Origin of the sequence: Pseudomonas sp. LD120 (assembly GCF_009861525.1) — a bacterium.
Classification (GTDB): Bacteria; Pseudomonadota; Gammaproteobacteria; order Pseudomonadales; family Pseudomonadaceae; genus Aquipseudomonas.
This window is the reverse complement of sequence record NZ_WVHL01000005.1, coordinates 1,074,389-1,086,552: the sequence shown is the minus strand read 5'-3', so window position 1 is coordinate 1,086,552 and position 12,164 is coordinate 1,074,389. Positions and strand designations below refer to the sequence as shown.

11 protein-coding genes are annotated in these 12,164 nt (G+C 65.2%); 7 read left to right on the top strand and 4 right to left on the bottom strand.

Features of this window, described 5'->3' with window-relative positions:
* Positions 1–10: 10 nt before the first annotated feature.
* Positions 11–886: a LysR family transcriptional regulator gene (locus PLD_RS19235; protein ID WP_159895486.1), complete on the bottom strand. Its 876-nt coding sequence runs from the start codon at positions 884–886 to the stop codon at positions 11–13.
* 151 nt (positions 887–1,037) lie between these two features.
* On the opposite strand from PLD_RS19235, the gene PLD_RS19230 reads away from it, so the two are divergent.
* The 6 genes from PLD_RS19230 (at position 1,038) to PLD_RS19205 (ending at position 7,920) form a co-directional block, all read left to right on the top strand.
* Positions 1,038–2,489, top strand: a complete 1,452-nt coding sequence (locus PLD_RS19230; protein ID WP_159895484.1) for an aldehyde dehydrogenase family protein — start codon at positions 1,038–1,040, stop codon at positions 2,487–2,489.
* Positions 2,486–3,535, top strand: a complete 1,050-nt coding sequence (locus PLD_RS19225) for a membrane dipeptidase (RefSeq protein ID WP_159895482.1) — start codon at positions 2,486–2,488, stop codon at positions 3,533–3,535. The genes PLD_RS19230 and PLD_RS19225 overlap by 4 nt, the downstream gene beginning before the upstream one ends.
* Positions 3,536–3,640: 105 nt before the next feature.
* Complete coding sequence (locus PLD_RS19220) at positions 3,641–5,200, top strand: BCCT family transporter (RefSeq protein ID WP_159895480.1); 1,560 nt, start codon at positions 3,641–3,643, stop codon at positions 5,198–5,200.
* Complete coding sequence (locus PLD_RS19215; protein WP_159895478.1) at positions 5,201–6,895, top strand: hypothetical protein; 1,695 nt, start codon at positions 5,201–5,203, stop codon at positions 6,893–6,895.
* Positions 6,876–7,529 (top strand): DUF3726 domain-containing protein, encoded by a 654-nt coding sequence (locus PLD_RS19210; protein WP_159895476.1) that lies wholly within the window; start codon positions 6,876–6,878, stop codon positions 7,527–7,529. Before PLD_RS19215 ends, PLD_RS19210 begins: the two co-directional genes overlap by 20 nt.
* Positions 7,530–7,560: 31 nt before the next feature.
* On the top strand, positions 7,561–7,920 hold the full coding sequence (locus tag PLD_RS19205) for a RidA family protein (RefSeq protein ID WP_178116191.1): 360 nt from the start codon (positions 7,561–7,563) through the stop codon (positions 7,918–7,920).
* A 1-nt stretch (position 7,921) separates the two neighbouring features.
* On the opposite strand, the gene PLD_RS19200 is transcribed toward PLD_RS19205, so the two are convergent.
* The 3 genes from PLD_RS19200 to PLD_RS19190 form a co-directional block, all read right to left on the bottom strand.
* A complete protein-coding gene (locus PLD_RS19200; RefSeq protein WP_159895474.1) occupies positions 7,922–8,401 on the bottom strand; it encodes a GNAT family N-acetyltransferase in 480 nt (159 codons plus the stop codon).
* Positions 8,402–8,471: 70 nt separating this feature from the next.
* Positions 8,472–10,112 (bottom strand): glycosyltransferase family 39 protein, encoded by a 1,641-nt coding sequence (locus PLD_RS19195; protein WP_159895472.1) that lies wholly within the window; start codon positions 10,110–10,112, stop codon positions 8,472–8,474.
* 260 nt (positions 10,113–10,372) lie between these two features.
* Complete coding sequence (locus PLD_RS19190) at positions 10,373–11,257, bottom strand: EamA family transporter (protein ID WP_159895470.1); 885 nt, start codon at positions 11,255–11,257, stop codon at positions 10,373–10,375.
* A 115-nt stretch (positions 11,258–11,372) separates the two neighbouring features.
* Between PLD_RS19190 and PLD_RS19185 the strand changes: the two genes are divergently transcribed.
* Positions 11,373–12,155 (top strand): helix-turn-helix domain-containing protein, encoded by a 783-nt coding sequence (locus tag PLD_RS19185; RefSeq protein ID WP_159895468.1) that lies wholly within the window; start codon positions 11,373–11,375, stop codon positions 12,153–12,155.
* The last annotated feature ends 9 nt before the right edge of the window (positions 12,156–12,164 follow it).

The window sequence follows — 12,164 nt, the reverse complement described above, 5'->3', positions numbered from 1 at the left end:
CGCTGTCTCCTCAAACAAACCGCCCCGCCCGAAGCGCCTTCAAAAAGGTGTAAGACGCATGGTTCAAGGTCTCTCGCGGGGCGGTGATCACGCTCACCGAGCGCACGATGCGCTGGTCTTCCAGGCGCAGGAAGTTCAGTTGGTCGCCCGCTGTGGAGCGGCTCAGCAGTTCCGGTAGCAGGGTCACGCCCATGCCCTGGGCCACCAGGGCCAGTAGCGAGGTGGTGTTTCTGACGCTGAGGGTCGAGTGGTCGCGGATGTGCCGGAACTCGGGGGCCTGGATCTCGGCGCCCAGGCCGCTGTTGATGAAGGTCTGGCCGTCGAGGTCGCTCCAGCGCAGCGGGCGCGTGAGGCGGTTGAGGGGGTTGTCGCTGGCGCAGACCACGCAGAAGGCGTCGGAAAACAGGAAGTCCTGGTCGATGTTGGGAATGCTTGCCGGCACGGTGGCGATGCCGATGTCCACCTCGCCGCTGAGCACCGCCTGCACCACGCGGGCGGAATCCATGTCGCGGATGTCCAGGTGGAACTGCGGGTGCTGTTCATGGAATTGCTTGAGCAGCGGCGGCAGCAGGGTGATGGCGAAGGACGGCACCGCCGCTACGCGCACCAGGCCGGTGTCGGCCTTGGCGTAGGTCTTGATGGTGCTGATGGTGCGGTCAAAGTGCGCCAGTTCGCGCTGGGCTTCCTGCAGCACGAAACGCCCCAGGGGGCTGAGCTGGTTCTTGCGCTCGCCTTCGAACAGCGCGCCCCCCAGCTCTTCTTCCAGTTGCTTGAGCGAGAGCGACACCGCTGCCGGTGTGCGGTGCAGGCGTTGGGCGGCCTGGGTCAAGCTCTGGCTGGTGGCCACCGCGACGAAAAACTGCAAGTTGGAGATTTTGATGCTCATGGCGGCGCGTCCTGCAAGCAAAGGCAATTGTTAAATATTACTTAAACAACCTTAAAATTTATTAGATTTACTTAATACAAGGCCGACTCATAATCCTCCCAGAACCGCACAAAGGCAACGCCCTGCCTGGCGTGCCGCCCTGGAGGATTTCATGAGCGACCACCACCACAACTACATCGCCGGCCAATGGCTCAAGGGCGCCAGCGAGATCGAAAACCGCAACCCGTCCGACACCCGTGACCTGATCGGCCTCTACGCCCAGGCCTCCCGGGCGCAGTTGGACAGCGCGATTGCCGCCGCCAGCGAGGCCCAGCAAATCTGGGCTCGCAGTGGCATTGAGCAACGCTACAAAGTGCTGATGGCCATCGGTCAGGAGCTGATGCAGCGTTCCTCGGAAATCGGCCAGACCCTGTCCCGGGAAGAAGGCAAGCCCATGGCCGAGGGCGCCGGCGAGGTGTACCGCGCCGGGCAGTTCTTCACCTATTACGCTGCGGAAACCTTACGTCAGCTGGGCCAGACCGCCGACTCGGTGCGCGATGGCATCGAGATCGATATCCGCCGCGAACCCATCGGCGTGGTAGCGATCATTTCGCCGTGGAACTTCCCCATGGCCACCGCCTGCTGGAAGATCGCCCCGGCCCTGGCCTTCGGCAACGCCGTGGTGTGGAAACCCGCCAATCTGACCCCGGCCAGCGCGGTGATGCTCAGCCAGATCATCGCCCGCCAGGACCTGCCCAAGGGCCTGTTCAACCTGGTGATGGGCGCCGGCTCCGAGATCGGCCAGGCGCTGATCGAACACCCGGGCATCGGCGCCATTTCCTTCACCGGTTCGGTGGACGTGGGCAAAGGCATCGCCGCCTCGGCCGCCGCCAACCTGACCAAGGTGCAGCTGGAAATGGGCTCGAAAAACGCCTTGGCGGTGATGGACGACGCCGACCTCGACCTGGCGGTGAGCTGCGCGGTGAATGGCGCCTTTGGCGGCACCGGGCAGAAGTGCACCGCTTCCTCGCGGCTGATCGTGCATGAAGGCATTCACGATGCCTTTGTGGAAAAACTGCTGGCCGCGACCCAGGCGCTCAAGGTCGGCCACGCCCTGGAAGCCGGCACCCAGATCGGCCCGGTGGCCAGCGCCGCGCAGCTGGAAGCCAACCTGGCGAACCTGCAACGGGGCCAGCAGGAAGGCGCCGAACTGCTCACCGGCGGCCAGCGTCTGGAGCTGGAAAGCCCCGGTTACTACCAGGCACCGGCGCTGTTCATTGGCGGCAGCAATGCCATGGGCATCAACCGCGAAGAGCTGTTCGCGCCCATCGCCTGCGTGATCAAGGCCGGCAGCTACGAAGAGGCCCTGAGCCTGGTCAACGACACCCGCTTCGGCCTCACCGCCGGCATCATGACCCGCTCCCTGGCCCGCGCCAGCCACTTCCGCCGCCATGCCCGGGTCGGCTGTGTGATGGTCAACCTGCCCACCGCCGGCACCGACTACCACGTGCCTTTCGGCGGCCGTGGCGACTCCAGCTACGGCCCCCGCGAGCAGGGGCGCTCGGCGGTGGAGTTCTACACCCACGTGAAGACCGGCTACATCGCCGCGGGGGCGCCACTATGAGCCTGCCCCAGACCTTCGCCAGCCGCGGCCCGCGCATCGATGCCATGCAGTACGACAACTGGTCGGAAAAGATCTTCCAGCAGATGCGCGAAGGCGGCGTCGACGCGGTGCACGTGACCATCGCCTACCACGAGACCTTCCGCGAAATGGTGGCCAATATCGAAGCCTGGAACCGCAGGTTCCAGCGCTACTCGCACCTGATCCTGCACGGCAAGTGGGCCAGCGACATCGCCCTGGCGCGGCAGACCGGGCGCACGGCGATCTTCTTCGGCTTCCAGAACCCCTCGCCCATCGAGGACGACATCGGCCTGGTGGAAGTGGTGCACAGCCTCGGCGCGCGCTTCATGCAACTGACCTACAACAACCAGTCGCTGCTGGCCACCGGTTGCTACGAGCAGGAAGACCCGGGGCTGACCCGCATGGGCAAGCAGGTGGTGCGGGAGATGAACCGGGTCGGCCTGGTGGTGGACATGTCGCACTCCGCCGAACGCTCGACCCTGCAAGCCATCGAGCATTCCGAGCGCCCGATCGCCATCACCCACGCCAACCCGGCGTTCTGGCACGCGGCGCTGCGCAACAAATCCAACACCGTGCTCAAGGCCTTGGGCCAGAGCGGCGGCATGTTCGGCTTCTCGCTGTACCCGCACCATCTCAAGGACAAGAGCGCCTGCAGCGTGCAGAGCTTCTGCGACATGGTCGCGCGCACCGCCGAGCTGATGGGCGTCGAGCACCTGGGCCTGGGTTCGGACCTGTGCCAGGACCAGCCCAACAGCGTGGTGGACTGGATGCGCGTCGGCCGCTGGACCCTGGAGGTCGACTACGGCGAAGGCTCCAAGGCGCAGCCCGGGTTCCCCCAGCAGCCGAGCTGGTTCCGCGACAACCGCGACTTTCACAACATCGAATCGGGCCTTCTGGCCGCAGGCTTCAGCGCCCAGGACGTGGTCGCGATCATGGGCGGCAACTGGCTGCGCTTCTTCGAGAACAATTTTGTTCCGGCCAAGGCCCAGGCAGGTGCCGCCGTCCACCCTGACGAAATCGCGGTCTGAGGCCCCCGTTTGTGTCCTGATTGTCCTGACTCATCGCCACGCACCAACAATAAAAAATGCGCCCATAACAATTATTAGCGATCGACAACGCAACACGGAGGCACCATGGAAATTCCGAGCGAAATCAACGCGGGGATCGACACCCGCGCGCTGGGCAGCCGCGCCGCTGGAACCCTCGACTGGCCGATTTTCTGGATCAGCGGAGGCTTCTTCCTGCTGTTCCTGATCATTGCCCTGATCGACCTGAACACCCTGTCCAGCCTGATTGGCAGCGCCTTCACCTGGAGCACCCGATTCTTTGGCCTGTACTGGCAGGTACTGATGCTGGCGACCTTCGGCGCCAGTCTGTACATCGGTTTCACACGCCTGGGCCGGGTCCGCCTGGGTGGCCTCGGACACACCCCCAGCATCAGCACCTTCAATTGGGTATCGATGATCATGTGCGCCCTGCTGGCCGGGGGCGGCGCCTTCTGGGCCGCGGCCGAACCGATGATGCACTTCATCAACCCGCCACCGTATTTTGCCGACGTGGCCAAGACCGACGGCGCCGCCGTCGCCGCGCTGTCGCAATCGTTCCTGCACTGGGGCTTCATGGCCTGGGCGGTGCTCGGCAGCCTGCTGACCGTGGTCTACATGTACCTGCACCACGAAAAGAACCTGCCGCTGATGCCACGCACCCTGCTCTACCCGCTGCTGGGCGAACGTGCCCTCAAGGGCCCGATCGCGGTGTTCGCCGACGCCTCGGCAATCATCGCGGTGGTGGCCGGCACCATCGGCCCGGTGGGTTTTCTCGGCCTGCAGATTGCCTTCGTCCTGCACTCGGTGTGGGGCGTACCCAACACCATCATGGTCCAGGCCATGGTGATTCTCTCGGTGACGGTGATCTACACCCTGTCCTGCGTGGTGGGCCTGGGCGGCCTGCGTCTGGTGAGCAAGGTGCATGTGTGGCTGATGCTGGGCCTGGCGGCGTTCCTGTTCATCTTCGGCCCGACCCTGTTCCTCAGCGAGACCTTCGCTCAGAGCCTGGCGGTGCACGTCACCGGTTTCTTCCAGACCGCCCTGTACCGCGACGACACCTCCTGGCTCAACAGCTGGACCCTGTTCTACTGGGGCTGGTTCATCGGTTACGCGCCGATGATGGGCATCTACGTGGCCAAGGTCTCTCGCGGGCGCAGCATCCGTGAAGTGATCACCCTGATGTCGGTGGCCGCACCGCTGATCACCATGCTCTGGTTCACCCTGGTGGGCGGCACCGGAATGGGTGTTGAATTGCAGACAGCGGGCAAGGTCATCAGTCACGGCGTGCAACCCGAAGCGCTGCTGCTGGGCGTAGCCCAGTCGATGCCCCTACCGAACCTGATTTCCGCGCTGTTCCTGTTCCTGAGTTTCTTTTCGGTGGTCACCAGCGCCGGCTCCATGTCCTACACCGTGGCCATGGCCATCAGCAGCGACCACGACGAATCCCCGGCCTGGCTACGGGTGTTCTGGGGCGTCGGCATGGGCTTGGTGGGGGCCACCCTGATCACCCTCGGCGAGGGCGGTATCAGTGCCCTGCAATCCTTTATCGTGATCACCGCGGTGCCGGTGTCATTGCTGATTCTGCCGGCGGTGTGGGACGCGATCCGCATCGCCCGGCAGATGGCCCGTGATCAGGGGGTGCTCTGAATGAACCTGCGACCACCCGCCAGCGTCATGAAAGCGGCGCGCCTGGGGGCCTTTCACCAGTCCCGGCTGTCGTTCATGCGTCAGTTGCTGCGCCGGCTCAAGGCCGAAAACTGGCAGTTCCAGCGCCCACTGTGGACCCTCGACAGCCAGGGCGTGGGCCGCGCGGTGTACACCGCCAGCGGTCCCGAACGCAGCTACAGCCTGGTGGCCTTTGCCCATGACCTGGACCCGGCGCTGCGCTCGGACCGGGTCATCGCCACCGCCTGGGACGCCACCTTCGCCCTGTTCGACGGCATCCCCGATGCCGCCGACCTGGACCGCCTGGAAGCCAATGTGCCCAAGCAAGAGGCGGGGCGCATTTCCTCCCGCGAGCTGTGCATGGCCCGGGCCAACCGCTCGGTGCGGCTGTTCGAGCATGTGGTCGAGGCCCTGGCCGGCGGCCGCCAGCCACAGCGCGAGTTCATCGACGAGGTCGGTTACCTGATGCGCACCACTGCGGTCTACGGCAGTGGCAAGTTCGGTGCGGCCGACCGTGAAAGCATCGCCCAGCGGCCGGAGCTGGCGGCACCGTTCCAGGCGGAAATGCTCACCGTGTTCCTGATCCGCACCTTCACCCTGGACCTGGTGGAACACCTGGCCCAGACTCGGGCGCCCCGACAAGCGGTGACCCTGGAGCCGCAACTGCGCCGGCGCCTGGGCATCGGCAACTCCACGGGCCTGGGCATGGCCCCCTTCCTGCTCAACCATCCGGTGCTGCTGAACAACTGGGTGCTGGCCCGGGAAACCGCCCTGCAGCGAGTGCGCGCCGTGCGTCGGCCAGCGCCCGCCGAGCGCCAGCAGTTCGTCGAGTTTCTCGCCCGGGCCCAGGCCGGCATTGACCACTGGCACTCCGAACACGAACTGCAACACGACCGTATCCGGCAACTGCAAGATGACCTGCAACACCTGGAACAACACAGTACCAGCGGCCTCCTGCAGCAAGACTTTCCCTGGGATGCCCTGTATCGCTGGGCCGAGGGCGCACTGTCGCTGGAAGCGCAGGAGTGCCTGGTATCCCTGCTGCTGGAGCCCTACGGGCATCTGGTGGACGAGCTGGGGGCGAACATGCAGGCCGATGAGCAAGCGAGCTTCAGCGTCGATGGCAGCATGAGCATCGCCCACCTGCGGCAGATCCTCGCCGAGCATTATTCCTGGGTGGCGGCCATCGATTTTTCCACCGAAGGCAGCCGAGCACTGTTTTGGTACGTCTCCGAAGAAAAACTCGAACCGCGTATCGGCCAGCGCTTTGCTGAACCTGGGCAGGACCTGGAGCAACCCCTGGCGGTGGCCCGGGACATTGCCCTGCTGCAAGCCGCACTGCATGGCTGGGCGAACGAGCAAGCCGTGGCCAGCTTCCTGCTCCGGCACCCGGAACACCGCCACAGCCTGCGCCGGGTGCAACTGGCCCCAGCGTTCCCCTATGCCGACATCCAGGACAACCTGATCGACCAGGCGCTGCTGCCCATCGACCTGCTGCGCTGCAAGCTGTCGTTCTTCGGCGCCACCCACTTCGACCCGCGCTCGGATCGCTGGGTACGCATCACGCTGTACAAGAACGCGCCCTTCCCCCATGAGCTGGGGCAGGTGGCCGCGGATGACTGGTCCTACCCCAACCTCGACAGCCAGGAGCAACGCCGTGCATGCCTCGTTGAATGAAATCGAAAGCCTGTGCAAGAAAGCCGCCCGCGGTGCCGGGCTGTCCTGGGGCCTGGCGGAGGAAGCCGGCAAGGCCGCGCGCTGGCTCTCCGCCCACGGCCTCGACGGGCCCGGCTTGCTGGCCACGCAACTGCGACAGAATGACGGCTGTGCCTACCAACAACTGGCCCCGGATGTCAGCGCCGAGCCCTGGCAGGTGCCGGGGTATGCCCAGTGCCCGCTGATCGCCGGGGCGACCCTGAGCGACCACGCCTACCTGCTGCGCCGCAACGGCCGCATCGAGCTCCGGCAGGTGGCGCACCCGCAACTGCTGCTGCCCTTTGCCAGCGCCACTGCGCGCCAGCTCGGCCTGTGGCTGGAGCTGTCCTGGAACGGCTGCTGCCTGAAGTTTTCGCCCTCGGGCGCAGCCTGGCTGGTACGTGCGCAGAACCTGGGCGTCGCCACAGCCGCCCAGGTGCGCTGCGCTTGCGCGGCCCCTGACGGCACCCTCGGCAAGCCTCTGGCAGGCAGCATTCCGGACCTGGGCGACAACCCCCAGCACGACCTCGACCACCTCGCCGCCCGCACCTACGTACCGGCCTCCGAAGCCTCGCGCCTACTGGGCGCCGGCGCCGGCCTGAGCGACAACAACTAACCTTTCCATCCTTGAACCAACGGAACTCGACATGACCTCATCCCTCCAGCGAATCGGCACCACCACACGCTTCAGCCAAATCGTCATCCACAACCGGAGCGTCTACCTGGCAGGCCAGGTTTCACAATTGACCGAAGGGGACATCCGCGCCCAGACCCAGGACGTGCTGCAACAGATCGACGCCCTGCTGGCCAAGGCCGGCACCGACAAAGGCCACTTGCTCAGCGCGCAGATCTGGCTCAAGGACATGGCCGACTACCCGGCCATGAACCTGCTCTGGGATGCCTGGCTCGAAGGTGTCCAGGCACCCGTGCGGGTTTGCGTGCAGGCGCCAATGGCCAAGCCGCACTACCGCATCGAAGTGTTGGTGATTGCTGCGCAACCGGCCTGAATCAGCTCAACCCTGACCCTGTCTCGACGGCCATCAGGGCCCGCTCCATGATCAGCGTCAGTTCCTCGCCCTCGTACTGCTCGCGTACCCGGACAAAGCCCAGGCGGGCATAAAAGCCTTCGGCGGTGACCGACGAGGGCACCACCAGCGAGGTCTGGCCCGAATCCAGCGCCGCCTGCTCGACCGCGGCCATCAGTTGCCGGCCCAGACCATGGCCGTGGTACGCCGGATCGACAAACACCGAACGCACCGCGCGCCCGTCGAGGCTGGCGGTGCCCAGCAATGTGCCGTCCACCAGGGCGACGAACATCTGCCGATGCTGCATCAGTTGCAGGATGGCGTCCGGGGTAAAACTGTCTTTCACCCGCTCGATCACACTGGCGGGATAGTCCTGGGCATTGCTGGTGAGCAAGGCCGCCAGGATCACTTGGCTGACCCGCGCGGCATCGGCCTCTAGGGCCGGACGAACTTGGCATTCCATGACCACTCCCTGGTTTCAACGCGGATCGCAGTGGCCAAAAATACGACCCGCACCACTCGCTGCCAAGGACTTACTGCAACTGAAACACCAAACAGGGATTGTCATTCAAGCGCCCCTCGTACACCGGTTGCAGGTTTTCCAGCGAGGTGCCCTGGAGCTTCTCTCGATCCTTGCGCGCCACGATCACCCACGAGCCGTGGGGCAATGTGTCCAGTTGCTCGGGGGCATCGCCGCTGACAAACAGCGGCTGTTCGTCGTGGTCCAGGTTCATCATGTAGCGCACGGCCCAGGTGTCCCGGCCCAGATTGAAGAACACCAGCGGGCCGTGTTCGGCCGCGCGCCGTTGCTCCACCTGAGAAACAAAACCCTGGGTGTCGAATTGCCGGTCCTTGGCCGGGTCCAGCACGGCCACCAGCAGCGTCCATTGCGCCGCCAGGGCCAGGGCGCTGAGCAGCACCAGGCGCCGCCCGAAGCTGCCCAGGGTCGTGCGCCAGGCGTACAGCGCCAGCAGCTGCAACACGACGAAGATCACGATCAGCAAGGGCATCGACACCGGCGGCCAGTCACCGTGCTTGTGCCAGTGGTGGCGCAGGATGAACAGCACCAGGATGCACAACCCCGGCAGCACACCCACCAGCCACAGATAAGCGTTGCGGACCTTGCTCATCCGGCCCCGGACCATCAGCAAACCGTAGGCGGCCACCGCAGCGAACATCGGCACCATGGGCAAGATGTAATAGGCGCGTTTGAAGTGCGGCACCGACAAGCCCAACAGAATCATCAGGCCGCAGGCGCCAAGACGCAGTACCAGGCGCAGCTGCGGGTCGGCATGGCGCCGGAACACTTGGCGACGCAGCATCCACAAGGTCACCAGCGCCAGGGGCACCACCGGAAAATAGCGGTACAACGCCAACTGAAAGTAGAAGTAGAACGGCTCGCCACTCTCATCCAGACGCCCGCCCACCTGCATGTGGTAGACCTGCTGCACAAAGGCCTCGCCACCGCTGAGATAAGCCAGCTTCAGCAGCAGCCACCAACAGGCTGCCAGCAACAGCAGGCCGCTGAAGCCGTAGCCGAGCACGCGCTTGAACAAGGTCCGGCGCGCCTCCTGGGTGCGGCTGTCTCCCAGCAGCCAGTAGGTGCAGACCACCCCGCAGACTTCCACCAGCCCCAAGGGCCCGCGAATGGCGAAGGCCAACACGAACAGCGGTAGCACCATCAGTAAGCGCAGCCGCGAACCCCGCAGCTCGCCGCTGTGCAGCAGGTAGAAAGCCCCTAGGCACAGCAGCGAAACCATCTGGTCCAGGCACACCGAGCGCGACTTGTCCAACAGCTGGCTGGTCAGTGCTGTCAGCAACACCGCGAGCAGCGCCCAGGTGCGGCCCATGGGCGCCAGCAAGCGATACAGCAGCGCCAGTACCCCGGCCGACGCCAGCGCGGTGGGGAGGATATTGGCCAGGTGATTGGGGGCGCCGAAGGCCTGGGCGAACAGGTAGCTGAAGAAGGTCGCCGTGCCCGGGTAATCCGGATACGGCTGGCCGTAAGTGGTGGGGAACAGGCTCGGCCCGTGGCGGAACATTTCCTGAAGAAACAGCGCCCAGCGCCCGTCAAAACCCTGGGGCTGCTGGTCCCAGATGCCAAAGGTGAACAGCAGCAGGGCCACCAGGTAGATACCCCAGGACTCAATCCCGAAACGCGTTTCTCGAACCATCTTCGCCCCACCAGAAAGCACCGCGCCCTGCGCCCGGCGTAAGGCTGGACATGGTGCGCGCAATACCCCTGAACGGTGACTGAACGAGGATAAGAAACCCGCCTGCGCCACCGACTGTAGTCGCTGCCGAGGCCGCGAGGCTGCGAAAAAGCCCGCAGGGCCTTGCCTAACGGATTCCAAGCAAAACTCCGATGGCTTCAAGCCCCCTGAACCTCCTGCGACGCAGTGCCGCCCAGAGCGTTCGCAGCCTGCGGCAGCGGCTACAGGGAACGGCGCCCCAGGGCCGAAAACCGGCGCCAGTCGAACTGCCCCACGGCCAGCGCCAGCAGGATCAGGCCCATGGAAACGCCCTCATCGACCCCGACCCGCTGCCCCAGGATCAGCACCGACCCGGCCATGCCGAACACCGGGATCAGCAGCGACAAGGGCGCCACCCGGGAGACCGGGTACTCGCGCAGCAACAGGTTCCAGCCCCAGTAACAGAAGTGCGTTGCCGCATAGACCTGGAACATCAGGGACAACACCGCACTGACGGAGAGTTGCCCGGCCAGTTGCCGAAACGGCGCATCGCCATGGCTTATCCAGGTCAGTGCCAGCAGGGGCAACGGCGCAAACAGGCTGGCCCAGACCACGAAGGCGAATACCTCCCGCACCCCGCAGCGCTTGATGATGACGTTGCCCATGCTCCAGCTGAACGCACTCACCAGCAGCAGGGCATAACCCAGGCTGGTGGCGTGCCCGGGGCTGTCGCCGATGATCCGCAGCAGCCCCCACAGGGCAATGGCCGTGGCCAGCACCTGTTGCCCGCGCAGGCGCTCGCCGAACAACAGCACGCCCCAGCCCAGGGAGAAAAAGGCGCTGAACTGGATCAACAGCGCAGCGGTGCCCGGCGCCACGCCCTGATCGATCCCCAGGTTGATCAGCGCCCACATGGCCACGCCGAAAATCAGCCCGTAGGCCGCCAGCCAGCCAAACCCTACCGCTGGGCGCGGCACTAAAAATACCCAGGGCAAGGCCGCCAGGGTGAAGCGCAAGGCGGTGAGCAGCAACGGATCGATACTCGCCAAGCCAAGCTTGGTGATGGGAAAGTTCAGGCCCCACAAGGCCGTCACCAGCAGGGCCAGGAACAGGTGTTTGTTCTGCATGTCGCGCGGTCCAGGAAAGGTGGCCGCGGGTCATTCCCCGGCCGGGGCCGAACTATCGCCCCAGCGCGGCTTGGCCCGCTTGCAGTATCAGGTCAACTATCAGTAGATTCGGGCCATGCACCCTATCGCTATCGACCCTTACGAAAATACCCCGCGGGATGTGGTGGTCAGCGCCATCGACTACCCCGACGGCCTGCACTTCGCCGAGCACCAGCACCGGCGCGGGCAATTCGCCTATGCCGCCACCGGAGTGATCAGCGTCTTTACCGACCAGGGCAACTGGGTGGTGCCGCCACAGCGGGCCATTTGGGTGCCGGCCGGGGTGACCCATGCCATGCACATGAGCGGGCCGGTGACTATGCTCAACACCTATGTGCGCCCCCGGGCGGCAAAGCGCCTGGGCTTGCCGGAGCAATGCGAGGTGCGGGAAGTGTCCGAATTGCTGCGCCAACTACTGCTGCGGGCCATGCACCTCCCCACGCTTTACGCCAGGGACGGTGTGCCGGGGCAGTTGATGAACCTGCTGCTGCATGAAATCGCCAGCATGCCGGCCTTGACCCTCAACGCCCCGCTGCCGGACGAGCCGCGGCTGGCCAGGGTCTGTCGCGAGCTGCTGGAACAGCCATCGCTGGAGTTGGGGATCGATGCCATAGCCGAGCGCGCCGGCATGAGCCGTCGCACCTTCACCCGGCTGTTTCGCCAGCACACCGGCATCAGTTTCGTCGAATGGCGCCAGCAGGCCTGCCTGTTGGCGGCCGTGGTACGCCTGGGCCAGGGCGAGGCGGTGACCCGGGTTGCCAGCGACCTGGGCTACAGCAGCCCGAGTGCGTTCAGCAGTGTGTTTCGCAAGGTCCTGGGCGAGGCGCCCAGCCGCTACTTTGCCCGGGCCCGGGCCTGAAGGACCCGA